At 61.4% G+C, this 26,519-nt stretch carries 27 protein-coding genes; 3 read left to right on the top strand and 24 right to left on the bottom strand.

The window, feature by feature from the left end; translation table 11 throughout:
- Nucleotides 1-86: 86 nt before the first annotated feature.
- Nucleotides 87-1,232 (top strand): glucans biosynthesis protein MdoC, encoded by a 1,146-nt coding sequence (gene mdoC / locus QMM04_RS06650; RefSeq protein WP_021506447.1) that lies wholly within the window; start codon nt 87-89, stop codon nt 1,230-1,232.
- Nucleotides 1,233-1,272: 40 nt separating this feature from the next.
- Here the strand turns inward: mdoC and QMM04_RS06655 are convergent, their stop codons facing one another.
- On the bottom strand, nt 1,273-2,733 hold the full coding sequence (locus QMM04_RS06655) for a phospholipase D family protein (RefSeq protein ID WP_021506448.1): 1,461 nt from the start codon (nt 2,731-2,733) through the stop codon (nt 1,273-1,275).
- Between the two features lie 152 nt (nt 2,734-2,885).
- On the opposite strand from QMM04_RS06655, the gene QMM04_RS06660 reads away from it, so the two are divergent.
- Nucleotides 2,886-4,025 carry a beta-glucosidase gene (locus QMM04_RS06660; protein WP_282995855.1) on the top strand — a complete coding sequence of 380 codons (1,140 nt, stop codon included), beginning with the start codon at nt 2,886-2,888 and terminating at the stop codon, nt 4,023-4,025.
- On the opposite strand, the gene QMM04_RS06665 is transcribed toward QMM04_RS06660, so the two are convergent.
- The 23 genes from QMM04_RS06665 to QMM04_RS06775 all read right to left on the bottom strand — a co-directional run bounded on the left by QMM04_RS06665 (nt 4,022) and on the right by QMM04_RS06775 (nt 25,697).
- Nucleotides 4,022-4,198 (bottom strand): hypothetical protein, encoded by a 177-nt coding sequence (locus tag QMM04_RS06665; protein ID WP_021506450.1) that lies wholly within the window; start codon nt 4,196-4,198, stop codon nt 4,022-4,024. The genes QMM04_RS06660 and QMM04_RS06665 overlap by 4 nt on opposite strands.
- A 313-nt stretch (nt 4,199-4,511) precedes the next feature.
- Nucleotides 4,512-6,713: a TonB-dependent siderophore receptor gene (locus tag QMM04_RS06670; RefSeq protein ID WP_282995856.1), complete on the bottom strand. Its 2,202-nt coding sequence runs from the start codon at nt 6,711-6,713 to the stop codon at nt 4,512-4,514.
- 169 nt (nt 6,714-6,882) lie between these two features.
- Nucleotides 6,883-8,115 (bottom strand): beta-ketoacyl-ACP synthase, encoded by a 1,233-nt coding sequence (locus QMM04_RS06675; RefSeq protein ID WP_222952048.1) that lies wholly within the window; start codon nt 8,113-8,115, stop codon nt 6,883-6,885.
- On the bottom strand, nt 8,115-8,846 hold the full coding sequence (locus QMM04_RS06680; protein WP_058759685.1) for a 3-ketoacyl-ACP reductase FabG2: 732 nt from the start codon (nt 8,844-8,846) through the stop codon (nt 8,115-8,117). Before QMM04_RS06680 ends, QMM04_RS06675 begins: the two co-directional genes overlap by 1 nt.
- Nucleotides 8,846-9,319 carry a hotdog family protein gene (locus tag QMM04_RS06685; protein WP_021506454.1) on the bottom strand — a complete coding sequence of 158 codons (474 nt, stop codon included), beginning with the start codon at nt 9,317-9,319 and terminating at the stop codon, nt 8,846-8,848. The genes QMM04_RS06680 and QMM04_RS06685 overlap by 1 nt, the downstream gene beginning before the upstream one ends.
- Nucleotides 9,312-10,469: a beta-ketoacyl-[acyl-carrier-protein] synthase family protein gene (locus tag QMM04_RS06690; RefSeq protein WP_125309386.1), complete on the bottom strand. Its 1,158-nt coding sequence runs from the start codon at nt 10,467-10,469 to the stop codon at nt 9,312-9,314. Before QMM04_RS06690 ends, QMM04_RS06685 begins: the two co-directional genes overlap by 8 nt.
- On the bottom strand, nt 10,466-11,041 hold the full coding sequence (locus QMM04_RS06695) for a DUF3261 domain-containing protein (RefSeq protein ID WP_125309388.1): 576 nt from the start codon (nt 11,039-11,041) through the stop codon (nt 10,466-10,468). The genes QMM04_RS06690 and QMM04_RS06695 overlap by 4 nt, the downstream gene beginning before the upstream one ends.
- The gene (locus tag QMM04_RS06700) at nt 11,038-13,359 is read right to left on the bottom strand and encodes an MMPL family transporter (protein ID WP_282995857.1); all 2,322 of its coding nucleotides are present in this window, start codon (nt 13,357-13,359) and stop codon (nt 11,038-11,040) included. The genes QMM04_RS06695 and QMM04_RS06700 overlap by 4 nt, the downstream gene beginning before the upstream one ends.
- Nucleotides 13,325-13,936 carry an outer membrane lipoprotein carrier protein LolA gene (locus tag QMM04_RS06705; protein ID WP_132465231.1) on the bottom strand — a complete coding sequence of 204 codons (612 nt, stop codon included), beginning with the start codon at nt 13,934-13,936 and terminating at the stop codon, nt 13,325-13,327. Before QMM04_RS06705 ends, QMM04_RS06700 begins: the two co-directional genes overlap by 35 nt.
- A complete protein-coding gene (locus QMM04_RS06710) occupies nt 13,933-14,349 on the bottom strand; it encodes a thioesterase family protein (protein ID WP_021508257.1) in 417 nt (138 codons plus the stop codon). Before QMM04_RS06710 ends, QMM04_RS06705 begins: the two co-directional genes overlap by 4 nt.
- On the bottom strand, nt 14,342-16,036 hold the full coding sequence (locus QMM04_RS06715) for a glycosyltransferase family 2 protein (RefSeq protein WP_282995858.1): 1,695 nt from the start codon (nt 16,034-16,036) through the stop codon (nt 14,342-14,344). Before QMM04_RS06715 ends, QMM04_RS06710 begins: the two co-directional genes overlap by 8 nt.
- Nucleotides 16,030-16,377, bottom strand: a complete 348-nt coding sequence (locus tag QMM04_RS06720; RefSeq protein ID WP_278426553.1) for a hydroxymyristoyl-ACP dehydratase — start codon at nt 16,375-16,377, stop codon at nt 16,030-16,032. Before QMM04_RS06720 ends, QMM04_RS06715 begins: the two co-directional genes overlap by 7 nt.
- The gene (locus QMM04_RS06725) at nt 16,364-17,692 is read right to left on the bottom strand and encodes an AMP-binding protein (protein ID WP_282995859.1); all 1,329 of its coding nucleotides are present in this window, start codon (nt 17,690-17,692) and stop codon (nt 16,364-16,366) included. Before QMM04_RS06725 ends, QMM04_RS06720 begins: the two co-directional genes overlap by 14 nt.
- Complete coding sequence (locus QMM04_RS06730) at nt 17,689-18,249, bottom strand: hypothetical protein (RefSeq protein ID WP_021508261.1); 561 nt, start codon at nt 18,247-18,249, stop codon at nt 17,689-17,691. The genes QMM04_RS06725 and QMM04_RS06730 overlap by 4 nt, the downstream gene beginning before the upstream one ends.
- Before the next feature lie 8 nt (nt 18,250-18,257).
- Nucleotides 18,258-18,509: an acyl carrier protein gene (locus QMM04_RS06735; RefSeq protein ID WP_282995860.1), complete on the bottom strand. Its 252-nt coding sequence runs from the start codon at nt 18,507-18,509 to the stop codon at nt 18,258-18,260.
- Between the two features lie 11 nt (nt 18,510-18,520).
- The gene (locus tag QMM04_RS06740; protein WP_021508263.1) at nt 18,521-18,778 is read right to left on the bottom strand and encodes a phosphopantetheine-binding protein; all 258 of its coding nucleotides are present in this window, start codon (nt 18,776-18,778) and stop codon (nt 18,521-18,523) included.
- 3 nt (nt 18,779-18,781) lie between these two features.
- Complete coding sequence (locus tag QMM04_RS06745; protein WP_282995861.1) at nt 18,782-19,582, bottom strand: lysophospholipid acyltransferase family protein; 801 nt, start codon at nt 19,580-19,582, stop codon at nt 18,782-18,784.
- Nucleotides 19,572-20,303, bottom strand: coding sequence for a beta-ketoacyl synthase chain length factor (locus QMM04_RS06750; RefSeq protein ID WP_282995862.1), 732 nt, complete (start codon nt 20,301-20,303; stop codon nt 19,572-19,574). Before QMM04_RS06750 ends, QMM04_RS06745 begins: the two co-directional genes overlap by 11 nt.
- A gap of 193 nt (nt 20,304-20,496) precedes the next feature.
- Complete coding sequence (locus QMM04_RS06755; protein WP_153002027.1) at nt 20,497-20,889, bottom strand: hypothetical protein; 393 nt, start codon at nt 20,887-20,889, stop codon at nt 20,497-20,499.
- Between the two features lie 233 nt (nt 20,890-21,122).
- Nucleotides 21,123-22,493 (bottom strand): efflux transporter outer membrane subunit, encoded by a 1,371-nt coding sequence (locus QMM04_RS06760; protein ID WP_141495581.1) that lies wholly within the window; start codon nt 22,491-22,493, stop codon nt 21,123-21,125.
- Nucleotides 22,490-23,581, bottom strand: a complete 1,092-nt coding sequence (locus tag QMM04_RS06765; protein ID WP_021508268.1) for an HlyD family secretion protein — start codon at nt 23,579-23,581, stop codon at nt 22,490-22,492. Before QMM04_RS06765 ends, QMM04_RS06760 begins: the two co-directional genes overlap by 4 nt.
- Nucleotides 23,578-25,263 (bottom strand): MFS transporter, encoded by a 1,686-nt coding sequence (locus QMM04_RS06770; protein WP_282995863.1) that lies wholly within the window; start codon nt 25,261-25,263, stop codon nt 23,578-23,580. Before QMM04_RS06770 ends, QMM04_RS06765 begins: the two co-directional genes overlap by 4 nt.
- Before the next feature lie 2 nt (nt 25,264-25,265).
- Nucleotides 25,266-25,697, bottom strand: coding sequence for a MarR family transcriptional regulator (locus QMM04_RS06775; protein WP_282995864.1), 432 nt, complete (start codon nt 25,695-25,697; stop codon nt 25,266-25,268).
- A gap of 478 nt (nt 25,698-26,175) precedes the next feature.
- Here QMM04_RS06775 and QMM04_RS06780 point away from each other — a divergent pair, with 478 nt between their 5' ends.
- Nucleotides 26,176-26,433 (top strand): biofilm/acid-resistance regulator YmgB/AriR, encoded by a 258-nt coding sequence (locus QMM04_RS06780; RefSeq protein WP_282995865.1) that lies wholly within the window; start codon nt 26,176-26,178, stop codon nt 26,431-26,433.
- Nucleotides 26,434-26,519: the final 86 nt, after the last annotated feature.

The raw sequence follows: 26,519 nt of genomic DNA on the forward strand, positions 1-26,519 counted from the left end.
TACGCTGTTTACAGCCGGTAGAATTTCATCCAGCATAATCCGGTTTCAGGGTGAAACCGGCAAGTAAACTGACAAACCGGAAGCTTATGAGTTCAGCCAAACCCGAACGTGAATATTTCCTCGACTCGATTCGAGCGTATTTAATGCTGCTGGGCGTGCCTTTTCACGTCTCACTGATTTACTCGACCCAACGCTGGTCGGTTAACAGCCAGGACGCCTCACTGTGGCTGACGGTGCTGAATGATTTTATTCACGCCTTCCGCATGCAGGTGTTCTTTGTTATTTCAGGTTATTTCTCGTATATGCTCTATCTGCGCTATCAGCCCAACCGCTGGCTGAAGGTGCGGCTGGAGCGCGTCGGCATTCCGCTGTTAACCGCAGTGCCGCTCATTACCCTGCCGCAGTTTTTTATGCTGAAAAATCTCACCAGCAAAGTCGGCGACTGGGCAAACTTCTCGCTGTATGACAAGTACAACGCGCTGATGTGGGATCTGATTTCGCACCTGTGGTTTTTACTGGTACTGGTGATTCTCACCGCGTTTGGCATGCTGAGCTTCCGCTGGCTGCGCGATCAGCAGCGCCGCATCGATTATCAGCAGGTTGGCTGGGGCAAGCTGACGCTGGCCCTGCTGGCCTATGCGCTGGTGTGGTGCGCCTTCCGCCGGCTGATTTTCCACTTTGCTCCCGCGCTGTTAATGGATGGCCTGTTCAGCATTGCGGTAATGCAGTCGCTGTTCTTCCTGCCGTTCTTTATGCTGGGTGCGCTGAGCTGGAAACATCAGGCGCTGAAAGCGCTGTTTGTGCGTTTTAATCCGGTGATGTGCTTTGGTGCCATTGCGGTGTTTATCGCGTACAGCCTGAATCAGCGCTACAGCAGCGGTGAAGGCTGGCTGTACGAGCTTGATGCCATCATTTCTACGCTGATGGGCTTGTGTATGCTGAACGTCTGCTTTAGCTTCGGCCACAAGCTGCTGAACAGCCACTCGCCGCGCATCATGTATCTGGTGAACGCGTCGCTGTTTATTTATCTGGTGCACCATCCGCTGACCATCCTGTACGGCATCTACGTTACGCCACACATCAGCAGTAATACGCTGGGCTTCTTTGTCGGCCTGCTGATGGTGTTTGGCGTTGCCTTTGCCCTGTACGAGATTCATCTGCGTATCCCGCTGCTGCGCTTTTTGTTCTCCGGCAAGCCGCAGCGCAAACCAGAGACCTCCGCGCAGACGTAACGGCGTGCTTACCCGCCGGGCTGCGCGCGGTGCAGCCCGGCTATAGCAGCCACTCCACCGGCAGACGCCATACCAGCCGCACCAGCAAACGCTGCAACAGCGTGCACTGCGGCTCGTGCTTATGCACCACTTCCCGCGCTTCGCCGCTGTACTCCACCCAGTTAACGCGGCCCCACTTATCCAGTCGCAGTGCCCAGGCGCGGTCGCGCATGCCGCTGCTGAAGCGCTGATGGGTCTGCTGCGCCAGCGCTTCGCTCTCAATCACCAGCCCCATCTCCGTATTCAGCACCGCCGAACGCGGATCGAAATTAAACGAGCCAATAAACACTTTGCGGTTATCGACGGTGAAAGTCTTGGCGTGCAGGCTGGAGCCGGAATTCCCGGTCAGGCCGCGATCGTGCGGGGCATCCGCGGCATTGGCCTGCGGCTTCAGTTCGTAGAGCGCAATGCCGTGACGCAGCAGCTTCTTGCGCCAGCGCGCATAGCCGGCGTGAACCACGGTGACATCATTGGCGGCCAGCGAGTTAGTTAAGATGGCGATCTTAACGCCCCGCCGCTTCAGCGCCAGCAGCTGCGCCACGCCGGCACGGGTCGGGACAAAATAGGCCGAGATGATATCGAACTGCTGCTGCGGCGTGCCGATCACCTCCAGCATGCGCTGCGGCAGCAAAGAGGAGCGCTTCGCTTTGCCCAGCCCTTTGCGCGGATCGTCACTTAACAGCCGCGTGTGTGCCCAGGTCATGCTCAACGAGCCCTGCTCCAGCTGGCTGACAAACGAAGATTTCTCCAGCCGCGCCAGATAGCGCTGCACCGCCTCGCTCTGCTGCCACTCCGGCGGTAAACGCACCGCTTCATGCGGCGGTGCGCCGGTGTCCACGACGCTGCGCAATGGCGATACCGCTTTGCTGTGCCAGTAGCGGGCGAAATCTTCCGCCACTTCATCTACCGCCGGTCCCAGCGCCAGCACGTCGAGATCGGTAAACAGCGGCTCATTGCCGGTGCCAAAATATTCGTCGCCGATGTTACGGCCACCCACCAGCGTTACCGCGCCGTCCACGGTCAGGCTTTTGTTGTGCATCCGGCGATTCAGGCGGGCGAAGTCAGTCAGATAGCCCAGCGCGCGCAGGGTTCGAAACGAGAAGGGATTAAACAGCCGCACGGCGATATTCGGATGCCGATCGAGTTCGGCCAGCGTTTCATCCAGCCCGGGCGTATTGTTGTCATCCAGCAGCAGGCGCACCTGCACGCCGCGCTCCGCCGCATCCAGCAGCGCGCTGAACAGCAGGCGTCCGGACATGTCGTTGTGCCAGATATAATACTGGACGTCGATGGTGTGCTGCGCCATGCCCATCAGCAGATAGCGTGCCGCAAACGCATCCAGCCCATCGTTCAGCGGATGAATGCCGCTCAGTCCCGGATGACGGGCACATTGCTGTTGCGCATGTTCTCTCAGCCCGTCGCCCGGCCGTTCGCGTGAGGAACGCAGTGCCGCTTCGCTCATACTCAATCCCTGCTTACCCTGAAGCTGTTATTGTTGGTATCACCGCACGTAAAGGCAATCAGAGCCGTCTACTTCCGCGTCGGGTGCGGCGTTAATTTAGTCTAGACTTAGCCAGGCGTTCTGCATCCGGCGTTCTTCGTGAGGAGAAGATCATGACTCAGCTATCCCCGCGCCATCAGCCCCGGCTATTTCGCAGCTTTTTTCAGGGCAGCTTCCCCTGCTCTACCGCCTGCCGCAGCGGCGGGCGACGACTGGATATGGTCATCAGCAGCGGCCACGACATGCTGCTGGAGAAAGATTACGCCGCGCTGGCGCAGGAGGGATTGCGCACCGCGCGCGACGGCGCCCGCTGGCACCTGATTGAAGCCACGCCAGGTGAATACGACTGGCGCACCTTTCTGCCGATGATTCACGCGGCGGCGCGCCATGATTTACAAATCATCTGGGAGCTGGCGCACTTTGGCTACCCCGATCATCTCGATATCTGGAAGCCGGCGTTTGTGGAGCACTTTGGCCGCTTCGCGCGCGCCATGGCTCAGCTGATGCGGGATGAGGGCGTGGAGCAGCCGTTCTTTACGCCTATCAATCAGATATCCTTCTGGTCCTGGGCCGGCGCCGATGTCTCGTGGCTCGATCCCTACGCCAGCGCGCGCGGTCGCGAACTGAAACGTCAATTGGTGCGCGCCTCGCTGGCGGCCATGCACGCCATTCGCGACGTCTATCCGGACGCCCGCTTCGTGCTGACCGACCCGCTGGTGCAGATCGCCGCCGATCCGCACAACCCCGACAGTAAACCCTATGCCGACAGCCAGCATCAGGCGCAGTTTGAAGCCTGGGACTGGCTGGCAGGACGCGATGCGCCGGAGCTGGGTGGTCAGCCCAATTTTCTCGACATCCTGGGGCTGAACTATTATCCCGACAACCACTGGTTCTTCTCCGGCGACACCATTCCACCCGATCATCCGCAGCGTCAGCCGCTGCACCGGCTGCTGATGCAGTGCTGGCAGCGTTATCAGCGCCCGCTGCTGCTGGCGGAAACCGGCGCGGAAGGCGACGCGCGCGCGCCCTGGCTGCGGCATGTCAGTGATGAAGCGCGGCTGGCCTTAGCGCAGGGCGTGGCGCTGGAAGGCATTTCGCTCTATCCGGTGGTGGAGTATCCGGCGTGGGCCGACGATCGGCGCTCGCCTGGCGCGCTGTTTGGTCTGGGCGATCCCAATGGCAATCGCACCCTGCATGAAGCACTGGCGCTGGAGTTACGCAGTCAGCAGATTAAATGGCGCACCCAGGATTAAGAGTGCTGCACCGGGCTGGCGGTTTTGGGCGGGCAGGTTTGTACATCCAGTGACGGATCGGCTGGATGGCGCACGTCCGTCAGCCAGGTCATGGTGAAAAGGAACACTACGCCGATCAGGCAGGCGGAAAGCAGTCCAATGATGGCGATCAGTTTGTCATCCCGGGATTCCATCGACATCTCCTTGCGGGCGTCCGTAGTCGGTTGCTGGCCTCAGCTCATCCATAATGTAAGCATCAGGACGAAGATTATAAGGGTAACCGAGGTCACTGCAAGTACCACAATGGCGAAGTGCGCATCATCCAGCGGTTGCCGTAAAGGTTCGTCGTGATCGTCAGGTGGCGCGGGTGAACTCATGATGACTCAACAGGAAAGAGGCGTTTTTCAGCGGGATTGCCGCACAGAGTGTAATGGAATAGCGGCCAACGTACAGCACTATTTCTGTTGGAAAAGACCACGGAGCGTCACTACGCCCCGTGGTGGCCGCTTAGAAATCGTAGCTCATGCTGATTTTCAGCGTGCGCGGGTCGCCCTGCGCGAGATAGGTGCCGGTGTCATCAACGTTTGACCAGTACTTCTCATTGGTGACGTTTTCGACCGCCACGCGCCACACCAGATCGTTCTGATTCACCTTCATGCGGTAACGCATACCAAGATCCAGCGTGGTATAGCTGTCCAGCTTGAGGGTATTGCCCGAGTTGGCGTACTGAGAGCCGCTGTGGTTGAGCAGCGCCGTGGCCGTCAGCCCCTCCACCGGCTTGATGTCATACTCCGCGCCCAGCACGTAGGTGTAGCGCGGCACGCCGATCGCCTGTTTGCCATCGTAAGTGCCGCCGGCGGTCTTCTTCATCACCGGATCGATCCAGGTGGCGCTGGCGTTGAGGCGCAGGCCCAGCACCGGCTCACCAAACACGTTGGCTTCCACGCCGCGATGGCGCTGCTCGCCATCCATGACGTAGACATTGTCACTGTTGATCAGGCCGGACGGTTTCTGGATTTCGAACAGTCCCAGCGAGCCGCCGATGCGGCCGAAATCCGTTTTCACACCGATCTCATTCTGCTTCGAGTGCGCCACGCCGGTCACGGTGCCATAGTTGACGGCGTCTTTAGGTGCCACTTCACCAGGCTGCAGCGCTTCCGTATGGTTCGCGTACAGCGCCACTTCTTTCCATGGCTTGTAAACCACGCCGTACGTTGGCATCCAGCGGTCGTTGGTGAAGCGCGAATCAACGCTTTCCGCGCCGGTGTTGTAGTTATAGCTGCGCACCACCACTTTCTGATGGCGTGCACCGACGGTCACCAGCAGCGTATCGTCCAGTAATCCCAGCGTATCGCTCAGCAGATAGCCCTGAGTGCGGGTGCGCGACGTGGTAAGCGGATCGGAGAACTTGCCGCCGGCGAAGGTGGCCGCCGGTTCCGTCACGTCACCGCTGTGGTAGATATTAAACGGCGTGCCCACCAGCGACATGTCGTAGGCATTTTTCGCATTGGTGGTCAGCGCCGAGTAACCCACGTTGACTTTATGGCTGACAAAACCGGTGTGGAACTCACCGCGCAGCCCCACCATGCCGCTCATGTTGTCCTGAATACGGTTGGAGTAGAAGCTGCTGATGGTACCGTCACCGTTGCTGTTGGTAATGGTCGGCGCGCCGTAGTTGCCGGTTTCATGGGCGTGCTGTGCGCCGAGGCCGGTATAGGCCGTCCAGCTGTCGGTAATATCGTATTCTGCTTTGGCGATACCGAATTCAGATTCCATATCGCTGTACACCCATTTCTGGCTGTAGTTGTGCGAATTTGACGGCACCGCCGGGATCACGCCGGCGCTGGCGAATTTCACGCCCTGTAAGCCGTCATGGAAGGTTTTCTTCTGATAGCCAACGTCCAGCGAGGTGCGCAGCCGGTCGCCGCGATAATCAAGACCGACCGAAGCCGCCGTGGTGCGTTTTTTCTCGCCGTCAACGCCGGTTTCGCCCTCGCGATGCACGGCGTTAAACCGCACGCCAAACTGATTGTTATCGCCAAAGCGACGCCCCACGTCCAGCGTTCCGCCGACCTGAGACGAGGAGGTGTAATCGAGGCCCACGCGATTGATCGGCGTATCTTCGGCATGTTTCGGCTCGAGGTTGATCATACCGCCGACGCCGGAACTGGCTGCGCCGTTAACCAGACTGTTGGCGCCTTTGAAGATCTCCACGCGATCGATCAGCGAAGCGTCCATCACCTGGCGCGGCACCACGCCCGGCAGACCGCCGAAAGTCATATCATCGCCGTCGAGAGTGAAACCCCGAATGCGGTAAGTTTCAGCGAAATTGCCGTAACCTTTGACGTTCTGCACGCCCGCATCGTTGCGCACCACATCGGCGATGGTTTGCGCTTGCTGGTCCTGAATCATTTTTGCCGTATAGCCGATGACGTTGAACGGCACGTCCATGGCGTTTTGCTCGCCCAGCATGCCGAGGCGACCGCCGTGGGCAATCTGGCCGTCGAGAAAGGCCGGTACTAAGTCGTTGCCGCCGGGTTTGAATTCACTCTGCGGCGTGGCGGTAACGGTCAGCGTCTGCTGTTCGTTAGCGCCCTGAGGAGCATTACTGGTGTTAGTGGTAGCAGCCATCACTGGCAAACAACCGGCGCTGACCAGCATGGCCAGCAGCGTCGGTTTCATTCCGGGATTGAAAGGCGTTCTGCGCATGGTTATCCCCTGATGTAAATTATACTGAGAATCATTATTATTGCGGTTTGCGATTATGCGCAGCGTACAGCTAAATGCAAGCGAAATCCGGCGGTGTGTTACCGCCAGAGGCATCATCGGGGAGGAAGATTCCCGCCGGACGACGGGAATAAAAGGTAAACAGAGAGACTCAGGCGTCGCGCCAGCGTTTAAACACCAGCGAGGTGTTGATACCGCCAAAAGCAAAGTTGTTTGACTGGACGTAATCGGTCTGTAGCTGCCGGGGCGCGCCAGTGATGTAATCCAGCTCACCGCATTCGGCGGCGGGCTGCGTCAGATTCAGCGTTGGCGCAAACCAGCCCTCACGCATCATCTCAATACTCATCCACGCTTCCAGCGCGCCGCAGGCACCCAGCGTGTGACCGAAGTAGCTTTTCAGCGAAGAGATGGGCGTACGATTGCCAAAAATCGCTGCCGTCGCCTGGCTTTCGGCAATATCGCCGCGATCGGTGGCGGTACCGTGTGCGTTAATGTAACCAATCTGCGCTGCCGTCACCCCTGCGCTGTCCAGCGCGCGCTGAATACAAATCTGCATGGTTTCACGCTGCGGCTGAGTGATATGGGCCGCGTCACAGTTAGTGTGAAAACCGACCAGCTCCGCATAGATGGTCGCGCCGCGCGCCTGCGCATGTGCCAGCGATTCCAGAATCAGCGTGCCCGCCCCTTCGCCAATCACCAGACCGTCGCGCTGTTGATCGAACGGTGCCGGCGAGGTGTGCGGCGCGTCGTTACGCTGGCTGGTGGCAAACAGCGTATCGAACACGGCGGCTTCCGAGGGGCACAGCTCCTCTGCCCCGCCCGCGACCATCACGGTCTGATAGCCATGGCGAATGGCTTCCCACGCGTAGCCAATCGCCTGGCTGCCGGAAGTGCAGGCGCTGGACGTGGGGATCACGCGACCGCGCAGACCAAAAAACAGCCCGGCGTTTACCGCCGTGGTGTGCGGCATCATCTGCACGTAGGTGGTGCCGGTGATGTTGTTGGTGTGCTTTTCCGTCAGCATGGTGGCGAATTCGCTCACCGGACCGGTGCTGCCGGTCGAAGACCCATAGGCGATGCCGGTTTCACCATTGGTCAGCACCGGATGGTCAATCAGGCCGGCCTGCTCCAGCGCCAGCTCGGTGGCACGCGTCGCCAGCAGTGAGACGCGGCCCATGGCGCGGATGCGTTTACGCGTGTAGTGCGGCGGCAGCGTGAAGTCATCGATCGGCGCGCCCAGCAGCGTGTGCAGGCCATCATAGACTTGCCACTCCGGCATTTTACGTACCGCATTCTGGCCCTGTTTAATGCGCTGCGCCACCGCGCTCCAGCTCTCACCGAAAGCGGTGACGCCGCCCATACCGGTAACCACTACCCGCTGCATCACAACATCCCTCCGTTGATGGAAATCACCTGCCGCGTAACGTAGCCAGCGATATCCGACATCAGATAGCTGGCCAGGCCAGCGACTTCGTCTGCCGCGCCCATGCGTTTCATCGGAATGATTTTCAGCGCTTCGTCGATTACCTGCGGCTCAAGATCGGTCATGCCGGTATCGATCAAACCTGGCGCGATACAGTTAACGGTGATTTTGCGTTTCGCCAGTTCAATCGCCAGCGCTTTCGTGGCGCCGATGATACCGGCCTTGGCCGCGCTGTAGTTGACCTGCCCGCGGTTGCCCATCATGCCGGATACCGAAGAGAGGGTAATGATGCGTCCGCCCTGGCGCAGGCCGATCATCGGCATGACGCAGGGATGAATCACGTTGTAGAAGCTGTCGAGGTTGGTGTGGATCACGCTGTCCCATTCGTCTTCGGTGAGCGCCGGAAAAGCACCGTCGCGGGTAATGCCCGCATTGCTGATCACACCATAATAAGCACCGTGCGCAGCGATATCCTGCTCCAGCGCGTTACGCGTGGCTTCCCGCTGTGCCACGTCAAACTGCAGCGTGCGGCCGCGGCCGCCTGCGGCAACGATCTGCGCCAGCGTCTGCTGCGCACCGGCGGCGTCGCGGTGGTAATGCACCACAATATCAAATCCGTCGGCGGCCAGACGTAAAGCCATGGCACGGCCAATACCTTTACTGGCCCCGGTTACTAATACGCTGCGGGTCATCACTCGGTTCCTTGTTGCGCTAATCGGGTTAATTCGTCGTCGTCGGGCTGGTAGGTGTTCAGTCGTCCGCTGGCCAGCAGGCTGGTGCCGCAGCGGATCTCGCCCTCAAAACTGCCCAGCTTGTCATCGCGCATCAGCAGGTGCATCTCAATCTGCAACGCACTGTGTGCCGCGAAGGTGGACGCACTGGCGCGATAGCCGCGCCCGCCCAGCAGCATGCCGGGGCGGATGTCACTGGCACCGCGCTGGCGGGCATGAAAGCCGGACCAGACGCCAACGGTCTGCGCCATAATCTCGACGCCAAACCATGCCGGCAGCTCGCCCTGCGGCGTGAGAAACGGTGCCAGCACGCCATGCGGGCTCACCGTGACCGCACAGACAACGCTGTCTGGCGTGACGTCAAGCACGCGCTCAAGCAGCAGCAGCGGCGCGCGGTGCGGCAGGTAATCGCCCACCGGCAAAAAATCATTCATGCGAAGATCCTACAATCAGGCAGGTATTGTTCCCGCCAAAGGCAAATGAGTTGGAGGCAATCACCGGGCGCGCCAGCGGCTGTGCCACAGTCAGCAGTCCACAGGGCGGCAGCGTGCTATCCTGCGTCGCGTGCGAAAAATCCTGCGGCGGTAGCGACAACTGTTGCTGGATAATCAGGGCCGCCAGCGCGGCTTCGGTGGCGCCTGCTGCGCCCAGCGTGTGGCCGGTGAGGTGCTTAGTGGAGCTGCACGGCACGGCATCGCCAAACAGGCGGTGAATCACCGCCGCTTCAACCTGATCGTTCAGCGGCGTGGCGGTACCGTGCAGATTGATATAGCCCACCTCGTGCGGCTGCAAACCGGCCTGCTGCAGCGCCATGCGCATGGCGGCTTCCGCGCCCACGCCCTGCGGATGCGGCGCTGACATGTGCCAGGCATCTGACGATTCACCGCAGCCCAGCAGCGCCAGCGGCTGTGGCTCGCGCGTCAGCAGCAGCAGCGCCGCCGCTTCGCCAATCGAAATACCGTCGCGCCCGGCGCTGAACGGTGCGCAGTGCTGTTCCGACAGCGAATCGAGGCTGGCAAAGCCGTTAATCGGCATGCGGCTGAGCGAGTCCGCACCGCCCACCAGCGCTACGTCGGCCAGACCGGCAGCAATCAGCCGCGCCCCGCTGATGATGGCGCGCGCGCTGGAGGAGCAGGCAGTAGAAATGGTGTACGCCGGGCCATCCAGTTGCAGATAGTGCGCCAGAAAGCGCGACGGATCGCCCAGTTCCTGCATCCGGTAGTCATAACCGGCATGGCCGCCGTCCGTCTGCCGATCGCCCTCATCCACGCCGGAAGTACTGGTACCCAGCACGATGGCCACGCGGGCGCGACCATAGCGCGTAATCGCCTCATCCAGCGCTGGCTGGCACTGCTGCAGCGCCGCCAGCAGCAATCGATTGTTGCGCGTATCATGCGCCGCCAGTTCAGCCGGTACCGGCGGCAGCGCGCCCGGCACTTCACCTAGCCAGCAGCGCTTGCCCTGCGCTAACCAGCCGTCACGCGGCTGCATGCCGGGCGCTGTGCCCTGCTGTAGCTGGGCGGCAATCTGCGCCAGGCTGCTGCCCAGCGCATTGACCATGCCAAAAGCCGACAGGTAAATCATGAGGAGGCGTCCAGATGCTGGATGTGAATCTGATAGCCAAAGGCGCGCTGATCGACGCTAATCGGCTCACGCTGTTCCCCGCGCTGCAGATAATGAATCTGGCTGATCAGCTGGCCGGAGGCATCGCGCAATTCGCGCCGGTCGCCCACATCGCGCAGCGTCCAGCCGGACGGCAATTGCGGCTGCCACGCGCTGACCGGCCAGTAGCTCAGCATAATATCGGCCAGCACCTGGCTGGCTGGCGGCAGGTCGGGTAGCGCCATCATCTGCTGGGTATGAATCCCCTGTTGATCGTAAGTGACGCGGAATAGCCGGATGCCAAGCGACGACAGCCCGGCCAGCGAGATCTGCTGCGCATCCGCGCTGAGCAGCACCAGCAATGACTGGGTTTTGCCCTTCACGCGCCCGGTCAGCAACTGCTGCTGCTGAAAGCCGGGCGAAATGCCCGGTGCCGGCAGCGTGACGCGCACGCCGGGTTTGAGCCAGGCCGTGGGCCGGCTGGACTGGTCATGGTGAGACGCACACCCGCTCAGCAGCAGGCTGAGCGCCAGCAGTAACGCACCCGTTCTCATCGTGGTTTCCTTTTTCCGCCCGCCAGCGCCAGCGGCGCCAGTAAAAATGCACAAAAAATTCCGCTGCACAGCACAGTACCAAAGCTGCTGATGGCGCTGGTGCTGCTGAACACCAGCATGCCCAGCGTCAGCAGCGTGGTCATCATCGCCAGCGTCACCGCCAGCATCGACGTCAGCGGCGTGCCGCGCGGATTACTGAAAAACAGCGTGTAATTGATGCCAATGCCCAGCACCAGAATCAGCGCCAGCAGCGCAAACAGATTCAGACTGGCACCCAGCCAGCCGAGCGTGGCCAGCGCGGCCGCCAGCGACAGCCATGACGGCAGCGCGCTGCGCAGCCCGGCTTTGAGGCCAAGGCGCAGGGTGTAGCTGACGGTGATCAGCAGCAGCGCCAGCGCCAGCAGGCCGCTTAACAGCGTGCGCCAGAAGCCAAACAGCTCATCGTAACGGGCCTTGCGATCAACCCAGCTCACGCCTGCCTGCGCTGTCGCCAGCTTTTGCAGCGCGGCACTGTTCTGCACGCCGCTCACCGGGACCAGCACGCTGCTGCGTCCGTCAGGCAGCGACAGCCACAGCAACCGCCAGCCTTCACTCAGCGGACTCGCCAGCCACGCCTGCACGCTGACCGGCATCGGCTGCAGACTGGCCTGCGCCGGATTAATCCCGGCCTGTTGCAGACGCGCCATGATAGTTGGGGCCGCCTGCTGTAACAGCGCGACATCCTGCTGCTGCTGTTCAAGCGTGCTGAGCGGCAGCAGGCGATAGCTCGCCAGCCAGCCCTGCTGCTGCGCGCGCTGCAGTTCGGGCGCCAGCGCATTAAGCCGCTGCAACACCTGCTGCTCGTTATCACCCCAGACGACAAACCAGGTTTGATCGGCCTGTTGCCCGGTGAGCTGCGCCAGCTGGCGATCCTGCGCCAGCAGCTGCGCCGGCGCGCTCTGCAGATGAGCAATATTATCGTCGACGCGCAGCTGTAAGATGCCGCTCAGCGCGTATAGGGCCACCAGCAGCGGTAACCCGACGCGCAGCCCGCGCTGGCGGCGCCACGCGGCCAGCCAGCGCGCCAGCCACACCATCGCCGGCACCGGTCGCACCGGCAGGCCGCGCACCAGCCACGGATAGAAACAGATCACCGTCAGGCACGAGGCGCCCAGGCCGCTGGCGGCAAATACCGCCAGCTGGCGCAGCCCGGGAAACGGTGCCAGCAGCATCAGCAGCCAGGCGATCGCCGTGGTGCCCAGCGCCAGCAGCAGCGTACCGCGCACTTTATGCAGACTCTGCCACGGTGTGGCGTGCTCGCCGTGCACCATGCGTTCCGTCAGGTAGTACAGCGTATAATCGGCCGAGATGCCGACAATACTGAGACTCATCACCAGCGTGGTGAGATGCAGCTCACCAAAAAACAGCAGCGTGAACACGGTGCCGGCCATCGCCCCGATGGCTACCGACAGCGCGCTCAGCGCCAGCGGCCGCAGTGAGCGAAACACCAGCCACACCAGCAGCAGTAAACCGCCCAGCGTCACGCTGCCCAGCGTGGCAACATCATGCTGTGCGCGCTGGCTGGCATCGTCGCTGAACAGTACCGTGCCACGCGTCAGCAGCTGCACCTGCGGCCAGCGCTGTTTCAACTGCTGCTCAAGCTGATGCAGCGCGCTGACCAGCTGATGGCTCTGCGCCATGCTGAAGGCGTTATGTACCAGTTCGCCGTGCAGAAAATACCAGCGGCGCTGCTGCGCATCGCTGACCGTCAGCCAGCCATTGTGCAGCACCATTTTGCTGGCGTTCTGCTGCAGCGCCAGCTGCGCGCCACGCACCAGCAGCAGCGGGTCACCGGCAAGCTCTTTGCTGCTCACCCCGGCAAACGCCGAAAACAGCTGCGCCAGAATCCAGTCGGCCTGCGCGCCGCCGCCGTGCTGCAGTCGCGCACGCGTCAGCGGATCGATCAGCCCGTTGCGATGCTGATAAGCAAAGCTTCCCCAGCGCTGCAGCTGATCATCATCCAGCGCGCCGCTAACCTCACTGAGCATCGGCAGTGCCTGGAGCTGCGCCTGCCACCACGCGGCGGCGGCGTCACCGTCCGCACCAGGCGCACTCACCAGCCACACCAGCTGACGGTCGAGCCGCTGCATAAAGCCCTGCTGAATCTCCGCCGGTGCCTGGCCAAGATTCTGCTGCGGCAGCAGAGCCAGCACGCTGCTGTTAATGTGGCTGCGCGGCAGTAACCAGGCCAGCGCCAGCATCAGCAGCAGACAGACGGCCAGCCAGGCGCGCGCGGCAAAAATCTCACTGCGCTGCGGCAAAACGGGCTCGCTCTTCATCTGTCAGTTGGCCGGGCTGCGTACGGGTATCGCTCAGAGTGATTTCCGTTTTATCGCCCTGGCGGTCATCCAGCGTAATGCGGTTGAGATACGCCGCGCCCTGCAGATCGATGCGGTTGAAAATCTTATTCAGCGGTGCCGCTTTCGGCGTCAGGCTCAGCTGCCAGCCGTCGCCACCATCATCGCGGAAATCGAGCACAAAATTCTCGCGCAGTACCTGCTCATCCGCCTGGAACAGCGCGCGCAACAGATGGTTAAACTGGAACATCTGCGGATTGCTGTCAGCGGTGATCACCTGCGGTGGCTGGCCGCTCATGCTTTGCACCATGCGGTGATCATCCAGAATCAGCGTCATCGGGAACGGTGTCGCCTGGTGCCACCACAGCCCCTGCTGCTGAGCAATCAACAGCTGGCCGCGCGACACCAGCGGCTGCGCCATGCCAGCAATGCTGCGCACCTGAACAAAGCTGGCGCGAATCACCGGCTGGCTGGCAAAGCGCTGCTGTAGCTGTTCCAGCGTCACCGCGCTGGCGCTGGCGCTGAGCAACGTCAGCAGCAGGCAGAACAGACGAATCATGATGACACCCCCAAACGCTGCAGCAGAATATCCGGCGAGACAAAGCACATCTCCTGCGTGCTGGCGCTGACCGCCACCTGCAGCGTGTGCGCTTTGGTGGTCACCTGCCCGGCAGCGTTACGGATGACATAATCGATGCGCAGCCGGTTCTCATATTCGCTGATGCTGGCTTCAACACGAATGGCCTCTTCACAGCGCAGCGGCAGGCGGTATTTAACCCGGGTATCGACCACCGGCCAGACGTAGCCGCTGGCGCTCATCTCTGCATAGCTGTAGTTGATGCTGCGCAGCAGCGCTTCACGCGCCACTTCGAAGTAGCGGAAATAGTTGCCGTGCCACACCACGCCCATCGGATCGCAGTCATGAAACGAGACCACCCGTTCAATCTCCGCGCGCCAGCTTGCGTCACGCATCGCGTTGCTCCTCTTCGGGCAGAGCCCAGAAATCGTAAAAGTTAAACCAGTCCAGCGGTGCCAGCAGGGCATGATGCTGCAGGCGCGCAGCGTAGCGATCGACCGCCACCTGCAGCGCCTGCTGTCGCCCATTGCGCGGCAGCGGTAAAGGATCGGCAAAGGCCTCGCAGTGCACGCGCAGTTTGCCCTGCTGGCGCAGCGCGAACATCAGCAGCACCGGACAGCGCAGCGCCGCCGCCAGCACAAACGGTCCCTGCGGGAACGGTGCCGGTTGGCCCATGAATTCACTCCACACCACGCGCCGTTCGCCGCCGCGCTGACGCTGCACGGCGGTGCGGTCGCCAACAATGGCCACCCACTCACCGGCATCCAGCTTTTGCTGCAGTAAAATTGCGGTGTCCGGGCCGATATCACTGACCGGCAGCAGATTGACGCCCGCCTGCGGCGCAATGCTCTCCAGCACTGCGCGGAAGCGCTGGGCGTTGTCGGTGAACACCAGCGCGTTGATCACCAGACCGCTGACCTGCTTCGCCATCGCCCGGCAGGCTTCGATATCGCCCAGATGCGAGGCGAGAATCAGCTGACCTTTGCCTTCAGCGGCGCGAATCACCGTTTCCGCACCGGGCGCGAAGTCGATATCGCGTCCCCATTGCAGGTCACCGCGCCAGCTGGCGACTTTATCCAGCATGCTGTTGCCAAAACGCAGGAAGTGGCGATAGCTGCTGAGCGGCCGCGCCAGCGCAATCTGCTGTTGATGCGCCACGGCCTGTACGCGCGTCAGCCACTGCTGCGACGCCGCCCGCGCCGCGCGACCGCTGAGCCAGTACACCGCCACCACCGGCCACAGCAGCAGAATAAACGGCAGGCGGCCGGCACGCTGGTACAGCCACAGCATAAAGCGCAGCCCCCACTGGCCGCGGCGCTCTGGCGTCGCTGCCCAGTGCGCCTGCTGACGCCGGCGGGATAGCAGCTGCGGGATGCGTGGCAGCATGCCAAAGAACAGACGGGTGTGCATCCACGAGATACGCAGGTTGTCATGCAGCGCGTCAAAGTGTGAGACGCCGCTCGGCGGATAGGTCACGCGCGTGCGGATAAACCGGCTCGGCGTGCCCTGCCAGTAGAGGCGCACCATGATCTCGGTGTCAAAATCCATGCGCTGGCCAATAGCGCGGCGATCGCACAGCTTAAGCGACGCTGCCAGCGGATAGACGCGGAAACCGCACATGCTGTCTTTCAGCGAGAACGACAGCGTTTCCACCCATACCCAGAAATGGGTGATGTAGCGACCATAGAGCCGGGATTTCGGGATTGAGGCATCGTACTGCGGCTGGCCGGAGATCAGGCAGTGCGGATAGCGTTCGGCCTCTGCCAGCATGCGCGGTGTGTCCTCCACCTGATGCTGTCCGTCGGCGTCCAGCTGCAGCGCATGACTAAAGCCCGCGGCCGCGGCGGCGCGCAGTCCGGCAATCACCGCCGCTCCCTTACCCTGATTGTGCGGCAGCGTCAGCACCCGGAGCTGCGGCGCATCCAGCGCAGCGATGTGCTGTTTGGTCCGGGCATCGCTGCCGTCGTCGACCACGATCACCGGCAGGTTGAACGGGGCCAGCCGCGCCAGCACCGACGCCAGCATGGCACCGTGGTTGTAGCAGGGAATCAGCACGCAGGGCGCAAAAGAGGCACTCAGCACAGGCGAATCTTCCCGCTGCTGGCGACCTCAGCCTGCGCACCGCGCAGCAGCGCGTAGCGAAAACTCAACAGCGACTTTTCCGGCAGCCACTGCAACTGCAGTTCCAGCTGCGCATCCGGCGGCACCGGCTGCTGGAATTTGATGTTTTCAATCGAGGCAAAACTCTTACCCGGCGCGAGGCGCGTCAGGCCGTAGTGCAGCACCCAGTCAAGCTGCGCCACTCCCGGCAGAATCGGCAGCGTCGGGAAGTGGCCGCGAAACCATAGCAGGTCGGCAGCCACCAGCAGGCGCAGGGTGAGCGTGCCATCCTGCTGTTGCGCGTTTAATTCAACCGGTAACATCAAACAGTTCCTCTATCTGCGGCCATGCGCGTTTGCTCTGCGCGGTGACCGGAATTGCCGTCACCACCCGCCAGTAGCGCGGCATGGCGACCGGCTCCAGCCAGGGTTGCAGCGCGCGTTTCCATTGTTGTTTACGCTGGTGCAGCGTGGCGGCGTCTGGCAGCTGCGGCAGCGCCAGCACCACCGCGATGGCATGGCGGCCGTGACGCTGAATCGCCAGCGCGGCGGCATCTTCCACACAAGGCAGCGCCAGCAGGCGACGCTCTACTTCGCTCAGCGACACGCGCTTGTCTTCAATTTTCACCACCCGATCCTGGCGCCCTGCCAGCTGAAACTGGCCCGACGGCTGCTGCACAATACGGTCGTCCAGCGCACAGCCCGCGCGGCTCTCCAGCAGATCGGAGAAGACCTGCCAGCGCTGCGGCGCGATCTCGCGCAGCGAGACGTGGGGGAAACACTGCCACAGCGCAGCGTCATCGCTGGCCCGGCGCCACGCGATCACCCCGGTTTCGGTACTGCCATAAATTTCATCCACTGCGCAGTCCAGCGTTTGCTGCGCGCGTTGCGCATCCGCGCCCGGCAGCGCGCCACCCGCGGAGACAATCAGTGCACAGGGCGGCGCCACCAGCGCCGTGTCCAGCCGGCGCAAAAACGCCGGGCTGCTGATAAAGGCGTAGCGGCGATCGGCACGCTGATCCGCCAGTTGCTCACCATAAAAAATTTGCTGCGCGGCGAACGGCAGGCCGAGCGCCATCGGCAGAATAATGCGAAAACTCAGGCCATACAGATGCTGATGGCTTACCGAGGCAATGACGTGACACGCCTGCAGACGCGTGCCCCACAGATCGGCCAGCCACTGAGCTTCCAGATCCATAGCGCGCAGTGATTTGACCACGCAACGAGGCGTTCCGGTTGAGCCGGAGGTGAACAGCACCAGACTCGCCTGCGCCGCTATATCTGGCAGGGCGCCCTGCGCCAGCGCGCCGTCCCAGCGTAGCTGTGGCAGGGTGACCGCCAGCGGCATATCGCTGATCACGCCATCAAGACTGTCGTGCATCTCTTCCAGCTGCGCTGCGCGGCAGTGGCCGGGGATGACCGGCGTTTTGCCGGCGTACCAGCTCGCCAGCAGCGCCACGGTAAAGTGGTAACTGTTGTCAAAGCACAGCGCCCAGCGTGCGCCAGGCTGCGCCTGTAGCTGATGGGTTAAGCCCAGCACCTGCTGCCGCATCTGCGCCAGCGTATGCAGCTGTTGCCCCTGCCAGGCGACGAGACGATCGGCGCCGTGCAGCCAGTCGCGAATCGCCACGGCCTTCATGCGTGTTTCCTCATGCGCTGACGCAGCAGCCATTCGCCGCCCATCAGCGCGCCCATCAGCACATAGCTGATGCACCCGTTCCAGAGTGTCCATAGCCGGATATGACTCAGCAGGCAGGTAGTCAGGGCCACGCTGCCGTTGAAAATAAAAAACCCGCACCACACCTGCGTCACGCGTCGGGTATAACGGACGGCACGCGGCGGCAGCTGAGGTTCACGCAGGCGCGCCAGGCGCTCTACCAGCGGCATCGGGCTGAACAGCGACGCGGCGAACAGCAGAAGCAACAGGCCATTCACCACCACCGGATACCACAGCAGCAGATGCTGCGCCCGCAACACGATACTGGCGAGAGACAGCAGGCAGCCGATCAGCGCCAGCAGCAGCAGCGTGCGGTTCAGCGCGCCCTGCGCCTGACGCAGGCTCCAGATGCGCGCCGCAAACACCAGCGCCAGCAGCACCAGCACGCCGCGCCACTGCGGGTGAGTCAGCGCCAGCCATACCAGCAATGGCCAGGCGATCAGCGCCAGCGCGTTCAGCAGCTGCAACAGCCTGTGCATGGCGTTTATCAGGCCTGGTCGCGCATCAGCTGGTCGACGGCGTCAACCACGTCCTGTACGGTGCGCACCGCGCGGAAGGCTTCTGGCTTGATCTTACGCCCGGTGCGTTTTTGCAGATGCACCACCATGTCAACCGCATCAATACTGTCGAGTTCGAGATCTTCATACAGGCGAGCGTCCGGGCGGATCTCGTCCGGATCAATTTCGAACAGCGTAGCCAGCAGCGTCGCCACTTCCTGGTAAATATCTTGTTTATTCATGTCGACGGTTCTCAGGCTTGCTGTTGTTCAACAAAAGCGGCCAGCGTGGCCACGGAAAAAAAGTGCGCCCGCAGCGTTTCGCTCTCGGCGGAGAGCTGCACGCCGAAGCGGTTTTTCACCGCCAGTCCCAGCTCCAGCGCATCGATCGAGTCGAGCCCCAGCCCTTCGCCAAACAGCGGTGCATCGCTATCGATATCATCCGGACTGATATCTTCCAGATTCAGCGTGTCGATAATCATGGTTTTAATGTCGTCAATCAGTGCTTGCATAACTTACTTTGTCTCTTCAGGCACCAGCGCCTTTTGCAGATAACGCGTCAAACGGCGCGCGGCCAGCGGCTGCGCATCCTCATCCGCTTCGTGAAAGGCGTGGCTGGCAATACGCGATTGTACGCGTACCGTAAAAACCGGTTTAACCAGCGGAATCTGATACCAGCGGCTTTGCTTGTCGAGCATACGCTGGGTACAGGTGATATGAATCACGCGCAGATCGCATCCGGCGCGCACCGCAATATTTGCCGCACCGCGCTGCAGTTGCAGCGGCTGGCCGTAGCGGGTGCGCGTCCCTTCGGGGAAAATCAGAATGGTATCGCCGCGTGCCAGCCGCTGCTGGCTATCCGGCAGTAGCGTCTCCGCCTCGCTGTTGATCAGGTAATCGGCTGATTTAATAACGCCGCGGAAGAAAATGTTGTGCTGCAGGTCGGCCTTCACCAGGCAATCCATCTCGGGTAACAGCGAGGCGATCATCACGTAATCGATCAGCGACGGATGGTTGGCGACAATCAGGCAGCCGCGATCCTGACGCAGCGCTTCTGCACCCAGCATCTGATAGTCATACACGCCGACAAAACGGCAGAAGCGCAGAAAGCAGCGAAAGCTCCACGCAATGCTGCGGCGCGCGATCTGCCGCCGGCGCAGACCGTCACGCTGAATCAGCAGCAGCAGGTTGAACCAGATCAGCGACAGCAACAGACCGCCAATGCTGAACAGGCTAAAGCAAAGCGCGGTCATCACCAGCCGCCAGTAATAGTTGCCACCGCGCCGCTGGCGCATCGGCATAGCGTTATCCGCCATGAGCACGCTCCCAGCGCCACTGATGACGCTCGCCGGCCAGGGTGAAATCCGCCGTTTCGCTCAGCATCGCATGCAGAAACTGCAGGCTCTGCGGCAGCGCATCGGGCTGAGAGCGGGCGGCGGTCGCCGTACAGCGCCACGCTTCGCCGGCGCGCAGCAGCAGCGCAACCGCGTAGGGTGCATTAAAGGTATCGATCTCCGGCAGCCACGGACGGTAGTAGTCGGGCACCAGCCCGTCAAAATCCACCAGCAGCACCTGCCGGTAACCGGCCTGATGCAGCGTGCTGACCTCAAGCAGGCCCTGCTGGAAGCTGTCGATGCCGGCAGAAATTGACGATGACACTAATGGCTGACGTGCGGCGATGGTCAGGCTGCCGACCGCCGAGTTGTGCACCGACATCGCGAAGTCGGTGGGGGATAGCGGCTGGCCGTCCGCAAGCGTACGCAGAATACGCAGATTGCGTTCCAGTTCGCCATGGCGGCTGGTAAACACCACGGCGTCAACCGACTGTCGGGCCAGCAGCGCAAGGCCGCACTCAACGGCGGCACGGCTGCCGGGGCTGAGACGACGGGCAGTCATCATCGGTAAAAACTGAGGTTTGGCGATAGCCAGGCAGGCATCCAGTACCGGCGCGTGTTGCGCCCAGCGCTGCCAGTCGTCGGCGCTGCTGTGGCCCGGCGCGATGGCATGCCAGTCAACAAGGGAGTAAGCGAGTTTCATACCTGCATTCTTTCTTCAGCCTCAGGGATGGTCAGATTTTCGCTGCGCGGCATCCCTTCCCTGCTCTCTATTCCAGTCATCCGCCTCACGCGGATGTCGCCGAGTTCTCAGGCGGACATCGGGTCCGCCTGTTTCTATTTCGGCAGCGTGCCGGCTAACTTTACGATTAACTGTTAGCGGCGCGCGTGATGACTTATTTTACCGCCTGCACCGCCAGACGGGTCTGGATGCCCTGGTTCAGGTTCTGAATCCAGCGGTTGTAGTTACGGTGAATCTGGCCACTGCCTGCTTTCAGATTGGTGCTACTGACGTAATCAATGCGGTAGCTGTTAGCAGTATAGGTAATACGGATATTCGCCGTGTGGCCGCGTTCTGCCAGCAGACCATTCATCACGCCCGAACCCGCCGGTGAGATCACCCAGTGATTGGCCGCGCCAGCTTCCACGATAGCGCGCTGCATCTGCTGATCGCTGTAGCTCTGCGCGACCGTCTGGCTGACGTTCTGGATCGGTGCCGTGCGCGATGCACAGCCGGTGATTAATACCGCTGCAACCAGCAGTGCCAGCGTGGCTTTTTTATTCATCATTTCCTTTTCTTCCCCTGTCATGGCAAGCCGCGCAACCACGCGGCCGTGCAGGCAACAACCCCTGCATAGTTCCGTTCAGACTGTGTAAAGCGCCGCGGATAATACCACTAATTGTAAAGACAAGTAAAAAAAAGCATGAACCACTTAAGTTCGGGCTGGTGCTGTTGTGAAAGCGGGGTGAACGGGCTTTAGACGTCATTTATGACCGCAGCCAGGCGGCTGCGGCATGATGATCAACCCTGCCAGCCGCCGCCGAGGGCGCGGTAGAGATCGATTTGCGCCAGCAGCAGCGTGTTTTTCACCGCCACAATATTCAGCTGGGTGCTGAACAGCGTGCGCTGCGCATCAAGCTCATCAAGGTAGGACGCATAGCCATTCTGATAACGGTTGCGCGCAATCCGCCACGCCTCGGCAACGTAGCGCTCCTGCGCCTGCAGTTCCGTCAGCTGCTGCTGGCTGCGCGTAATGGCATCCAGCGCGTTATCCACCTCGGCAAAGGCGTTGCGCACCACTCTTTCGTAGCCGTACAGCGCCTGGTTGCGCGATGCCATCGCCACATCCACCTGTGCGGTCAGCGCTTCGCGGTTGAGCAGCGGTGCCAGCACGCTGCCGCCGATGCTCCACAGGCGGAACGGATTATCCAGCAGATCGTGTAGCTGGCTGCTCTGCAGCGTGCCGGACGCCGTCAGGTTGAGCGATGGCAGCAGCTGTGCCTGTGCCGCCGCCAGCGACGCGTCGCTCGCCAGCAGCAGGCGCTGCGCCTGGACTATGTCAGGCCGGCGATTCAGCAGCTGCGACGGCAGCAGCGCCGGCAGTGCGTGTGGTCGCAGCTGGTCGAACTGGCTGCTGCGCGCAATCTGGCGCGGATTCATGCCCACCAGAATGCTGAGCGCGTTCTCCTGCTGGGCGATCTGATGCTGCAGCTGGGGAATTTGCGCTTTCGCCGTCTGATACTCCGATGCCGCCTGCATCCATTCCAGCCGCGAGGTATAGCCGGTTTCGAACTGACGCTGCGCCAGGTTCAGCGAGTTCTGCCGCGTTTCCAGCGTGGCCTCGGTGACGCGCAGCTGCTCGTCGAGCGCGCACAGGCTGAGGTAACCGGACGCGACCGAGCTGGCCACCGTCAGCTCGGCTGCCGAGGCCGCCGCACGCTGCGCCGCCAGCGTGGCTTCCGCCGCGCGGATGCTGTTGCTGCGGCTGCCCCATAAGTCGACCTCATAATTCGCCTGCAGCAGTCCCTGAAATACCGCACTTTCGTATGGCTGACCGGTCGCCGCTGACAGCGCACGCTGATGGGTTGCCGCCACGCCCGCCGACAGCGTGGGGAAGTTGTCGCCCTGCGCAGCGCGCAGCTCGGCGCGATACTGATCGACGCGCGACCGGGCAATGAGAATATCGCTGTTGTGTTGCAGCGCCTGGTTCACCAGCCAGTTGAGGCGATCATCACCAAAGCTGCGCCACCACTGCGCTTCCGGCGCGGCGGCGGGCCCGACCTGCTGGCGCCAGTCGGGCGGAATCGGCAGCGACGACGGCGCCTGCTCCACTTCGCGGGCGCAGCCGGTCAGCAGCATCGCGATGAGCACCGCGAGTAACGGCCGCTTCATAACGCATCCCGGTGTGGTTCGGCGGCGGTATCAATGTCGACTTCCACTGACATCCCGGGCCGCAGCTGCTGCAGTTCATCACCAAGAATTTTGATGCGCACCGGAATCCGCTGGGCGATTTTCACGAAGTTACCGGTGGCGTTATCTGGCGAGATAGCGCTGAACTCAGATCCGGCGGCGGGCGAGATAAACTCAACGCGGCCGTCAAAGCGCTTGCCGTCCAGCGCATCAACGCGGATCGACACCGGCAGACCGGGGCGCACGCGCGCCAGCTGGGTTTCCTTCAGGTTGGCGATCACCCATTTATTATCCGGCACCACCGAGGTCAGCCGCGTGCCGGCAGTAACGTACGTGCCTTTGCGCACCGACAGCTGACCGAGCTGGCCGCTGTCCGGCGCGATAATACGCGTGTTGTCCAGATCGATATTGGCCAGCTCCAGTGCCGCCTGCGCGCTGGCTACGTCGCCGGCCAGCGCCGCGCGGTTGACGATGGTGGTTTGCAGATTCTGCTGCGAGACCGCCACCTGCGCTGCCGCCTGGCGCAGCTGGGCCTGAGCCTGCGCATTGGCTGCGCGCGCGGCGTCACGCTCGCGTACCGACAGCGAGCCATCCGCCGCCAGATTTTCCACCCGCTTCAAATCCAGACTGCTTTTTAGCGCCTGCGCTTTGGCATTCTCCAGCGCGGCTTTGTTGCTGGCGATAGTGGCCTCCGCACTCTTCTGCTGCTGCTGGTTGTTATTCTGCGCGGCAATCTTCATCGCCAGCTGTGCCTGCGCCTGATGCACACGCTGGCGATAGATACGATCGTCAATGGTCATCAGCAGCTGTCCTTTGCGCACCGGCTGCAAATCAACTACCTCAACGTTTGTCAGATAGCCGCTGACCTGCGGACTGATAAAGGTCACCTGGCCACGCACGTAGGCGTTTTCCGTTGACTGGATGGTGCTGGTAAAGGGCCACAGCTGCCAGGCGTATAAAATCACCAGCACGCCCACGATGGCGATACCGCTCCCGGCAGCGATAGAGAGAATGCGTCGGCGGTTGGTGCGCTCGCGCTCCGCAGCCTGTAGATCGTCCTGTTGACTCATGGGGTCTCCGTTCGGTTTGCTGGCGCAGCCTGCTGCTGTTGCTCAGTCAGATTATGTCGCGCCTGGCGCCAGTTGAGATAACGCAGCCGCGTCAGGCGCCACAGCACCCACATCAGCGTTACCATTGCCAGCGCGGCAGTCAGTAAATAGGTATCGTTATAAGCCAGCACGTTGGCCTGCAGCGTGGCCACGGTTTGCAGCTGACTGCTGCTCTGCGCGCTGAGCAGGCCGCTGTCCGCCAGCTGGCTGCGAAACAGCGCGCTGTACTGGCTGAGGCGATCCAGCACATTGGGATCGAGCAGCGACAGCTGATCGCCCAGCAGGCTGGAGTGATATTTTTCACGCCACGTCTGGAAGGTGCCGAGAATGGCGGAGCCAATCAGCCCGCCAAGATTCTGGCTCATGCCAAACAGCACGACAAAACTCACCAGATTTTTCGGCTGAGTCACCACGCCGCCGATGCCAAGCAGCATCGCTGGCCCAAGGAAAAAAGCACTGCTGAAACCGAGCAGAAACTGGCTGAAGTAGAGATTGCTGGCGCGCGTCAGCGGGCTGGATTGCGCATCCATCAGCGAGGCGACAATCATTACGGCCAGCGAGACCACGATTGGCCAGCTCAGATGGTTGGGTTTGATGGTCAGCGCGCTGGCAATCATGCCGCAGATCACGCCCGCAATGATCGCCAGCGCCAGCCCGCGCATCTGATCGTTGAGCAGGCCCAGCTGCTGCAGAAAGCCCACCGCGCCGGTATTCTGCTCGGCCAGCACGATGCGCATCATGATCATCACAATGCCGAGCCGCACGATCATGCCATTGCTCAGCCAGCGGGTGTTAATCAGCGGGTTAGCGCGGTTATGCTCCAGCACCACCGCCGCGACAATCAGCACCAGCGCCAGCGCCAGACAGACACCAAGCCAGGGTGTGCTGAACCACCACTCAATGCGCCCGAGCGACAGCACGCCGCACAATAACGCCATGCCCGGTGCCAGCAGCATAAAGGTGACGAAATCGAGCTTTTCGAACGCTTTGATACGGTCGCCCGGCGGCAGCTTGACCACCAGCACGCAGCCCAGCGCAATCATCGCCAGGCCCAGCTCAAACAGATAGAGGCCGCGCCACTCCTCCAGCTGCAGCAGCTCGCTGGAGAACAGCCGCGCCAGCGGAATCGCCAGCTGTGAGGCGGTGATACCAATCACCAGCGCTTTGAGACGGTGCTTCGCCGGCCAGGCCTGGATCTGATAATAGATGCCCAGCGAGCTGAGCGCCGCGCCCACCATGCCGTGCGCGGTACGCACGATAATCGCCGAGCTGAGATCGTTAGCGAGGATGTGAAAAAACGCCACGATGACGTACAGCACCAGAAAGGCTTCGGTAAACAGCCGCAGACCAAACTGCTGGCGGAACTTCACCAGCAACAGATTAATGGAGATATTGCCCATCACGTAGACCGCCGGCAGCCAGGCGATTTCGTTGCTGTATGCGGCGAAGGTGCCCTGCAGATTGGTGAGGTTGGCGGTCACCAGCGCATTACTCAGCGCGCCGGTAATGGAGATCAGCAGGCCGATCAGACCAAACGCGATGCGTTTCGATGGCGCATGCAGCGGTGTCGAGGGCGATCCCGGCAGCATCGGCTTTTCGTGCGGCAGCCATTCGCGGGGGGCGTACGGGTTACGTTTCGCCACGGCTATACGTTTCCTAAGCGTTCAAGCAGCTGCTGCAACACGTTTTCGGTCACTGCCAGCGCGGCGGGATCGATATCGGCCAGCAGCTGGGCGCGCAGCGCATCCGCCTGCGTTTTCACCGTAGCGAACGCCTCGCCGCCCTGCTCGGTTAACACCAGCAGGCGCTTGCGACGATCTTCCTTTGGCTGCACCCGTGCCAGCAGCTGCTGTTTCACCAGCCGATCGACCAGCGGCACCACACTGGCTTCCTCCAGCCCCAATAGCTGTGCCAGCGCCTTTTGCGTCGGCGGTTCACTGGCGGTCGCTATGCTGGCAATTGCCAGCCAGCTACTCATACTCAAACCGCTCTCTTTCAGGCGACGATCAACCGCCAGCCGCCACGCATGGGCAGTAAGATGCAACAGACGGGAAAACGGTTGTGGATGGTCAGTCAAAGCGTAGTGGCCTAATGGTTAGAGTTCTAACTAAATGGGAGGGTTATTATAAGCTAAGCGACGTGCGAATGAAAAGTTTGCTTACATCAGCAAATTTAGTCGTGCTGCACGCAGATTACCAGTTTCACTTAAGTCGCAAAAAGGCCCGATCAGGCCGTGTGTACAGCTTGCCTGTATAACTTTTTTCGGCAAAATACCCTATAATATTGAGTAAATTAGCCTGATCAGCACGAAATGCACAAGCCGCCGCTTGTACAGATTAGGGGTTACTGTATAACTTTAGCCGCCATGAATCGGTTAACGATTCGGTAACGAATGATGCAGTTGCGTCGCCTCTGAAGGTGTTGTGGATTTCCACCTTCAGAGGTGTCTTTTTGTGTTGGGTGGTGAGTCAGGTTTTTCGCGCCTGTCCGCGCGGAAATATTTCTTCCTGGTTGTGCTGGCCGCTGGGCCATCAGCCAATCTTAAGGGCTTACACATGCAAAATGCCGTCAATAGCAGCGATGTCCTCGCTGACAATTTCAAACAGGCCGTTAACAGTGAAACCAATGAGATGGAAGTCTTAGGCCATCTGATTGCTGAAATCCTGCACAGCGGTATGCCGGTGACCAATAAGGCGATTATTGCCGCCCTGATTGGCCGGCTGGAGCAGGAAGCCGATGTCGTCCAGCTGGATATCTACCGTCACCTGCTGGAACTGGTGGTTCACCAGACCCCGGATGATTTTTCGCTGTAGCCGCAGCGGATTCCAGGGATGGAATCAACCTTATCGCCCCGTTTTACTGGCGCCTCGCGTCATCCCCCGGTAACATCGCCCGCGTT

This window comes from Pantoea sp. Pa-EAmG (assembly GCF_030024295.1).
GTDB lineage: Bacteria > Pseudomonadota > Gammaproteobacteria > Enterobacterales > Enterobacteriaceae > Pantoea > Pantoea dispersa.

What these genes read in the sequence shown, in the direction of transcription:
- QMM04_RS06700 (WP_282995857.1), bottom strand. Translation starts at nt 13,359, where the DNA reads ATGAAGAGCGAGCCCGTTTTGCCGCAGCGCAGTGAGATTTTTGCCGCG.
- QMM04_RS06680 (WP_058759685.1), bottom strand. Translation starts at nt 8,846, where the DNA reads ATGACCCGCAGCGTATTAGTAACCGGGGCCAGTAAAGGTATTGGCCGT.
- QMM04_RS06710 (WP_021508257.1), bottom strand. Translation starts at nt 14,349, where the DNA reads ATGCGTGACGCAAGCTGGCGCGCGGAGATTGAACGGGTGGTCTCGTTT.
- QMM04_RS06780 (WP_282995865.1), top strand. Translation starts at nt 26,176, where the DNA reads ATGCAAAATGCCGTCAATAGCAGCGATGTCCTCGCTGACAATTTCAAA.
- QMM04_RS06720 (WP_278426553.1), bottom strand. Translation starts at nt 16,377, where the DNA reads ATGTTACCGGTTGAATTAAACGCGCAACAGCAGGATGGCACGCTCACC.
- QMM04_RS06750 (WP_282995862.1), bottom strand. Translation starts at nt 20,303, where the DNA reads ATGAAACTCGCTTACTCCCTTGTTGACTGGCATGCCATCGCGCCGGGC.
- QMM04_RS06755 (WP_153002027.1), bottom strand. Translation starts at nt 20,889, where the DNA reads ATGATGAATAAAAAAGCCACGCTGGCACTGCTGGTTGCAGCGGTATTA.
- QMM04_RS06725 (WP_282995859.1), bottom strand. Translation starts at nt 17,692, where the DNA reads ATGAAGGCCGTGGCGATTCGCGACTGGCTGCACGGCGCCGATCGTCTC.
- QMM04_RS06760 (WP_141495581.1), bottom strand. Translation starts at nt 22,493, where the DNA reads ATGAAGCGGCCGTTACTCGCGGTGCTCATCGCGATGCTGCTGACCGGC.
- QMM04_RS06745 (WP_282995861.1), bottom strand. Translation starts at nt 19,582, where the DNA reads ATGGCGGATAACGCTATGCCGATGCGCCAGCGGCGCGGTGGCAACTAT.
- mdoC (WP_021506447.1), top strand. Translation starts at nt 87, where the DNA reads ATGAGTTCAGCCAAACCCGAACGTGAATATTTCCTCGACTCGATTCGA.
- QMM04_RS06660 (WP_282995855.1), top strand. Translation starts at nt 2,886, where the DNA reads ATGACTCAGCTATCCCCGCGCCATCAGCCCCGGCTATTTCGCAGCTTT.
- QMM04_RS06685 (WP_021506454.1), bottom strand. Translation starts at nt 9,319, where the DNA reads ATGAATGATTTTTTGCCGGTGGGCGATTACCTGCCGCACCGCGCGCCG.
- QMM04_RS06655 (WP_021506448.1), bottom strand. Translation starts at nt 2,733, where the DNA reads ATGAGCGAAGCGGCACTGCGTTCCTCACGCGAACGGCCGGGCGACGGG.
- QMM04_RS06690 (WP_125309386.1), bottom strand. Translation starts at nt 10,469, where the DNA reads ATGATTTACCTGTCGGCTTTTGGCATGGTCAATGCGCTGGGCAGCAGC.
- QMM04_RS06730 (WP_021508261.1), bottom strand. Translation starts at nt 18,249, where the DNA reads ATGCACAGGCTGTTGCAGCTGCTGAACGCGCTGGCGCTGATCGCCTGG.
- QMM04_RS06735 (WP_282995860.1), bottom strand. Translation starts at nt 18,509, where the DNA reads ATGAATAAACAAGATATTTACCAGGAAGTGGCGACGCTGCTGGCTACG.
- QMM04_RS06695 (WP_125309388.1), bottom strand. Translation starts at nt 11,041, where the DNA reads ATGAGAACGGGTGCGTTACTGCTGGCGCTCAGCCTGCTGCTGAGCGGG.
- QMM04_RS06670 (WP_282995856.1), bottom strand. Translation starts at nt 6,713, where the DNA reads ATGCGCAGAACGCCTTTCAATCCCGGAATGAAACCGACGCTGCTGGCC.
- QMM04_RS06665 (WP_021506450.1), bottom strand. Translation starts at nt 4,198, where the DNA reads ATGGAATCCCGGGATGACAAACTGATCGCCATCATTGGACTGCTTTCC.
- QMM04_RS06765 (WP_021508268.1), bottom strand. Translation starts at nt 23,581, where the DNA reads ATGAGTCAACAGGACGATCTACAGGCTGCGGAGCGCGAGCGCACCAAC.
- QMM04_RS06705 (WP_132465231.1), bottom strand. Translation starts at nt 13,936, where the DNA reads ATGATTCGTCTGTTCTGCCTGCTGCTGACGTTGCTCAGCGCCAGCGCC.
- QMM04_RS06740 (WP_021508263.1), bottom strand. Translation starts at nt 18,778, where the DNA reads ATGCAAGCACTGATTGACGACATTAAAACCATGATTATCGACACGCTG.
- QMM04_RS06675 (WP_222952048.1), bottom strand. Translation starts at nt 8,115, where the DNA reads ATGCAGCGGGTAGTGGTTACCGGTATGGGCGGCGTCACCGCTTTCGGT.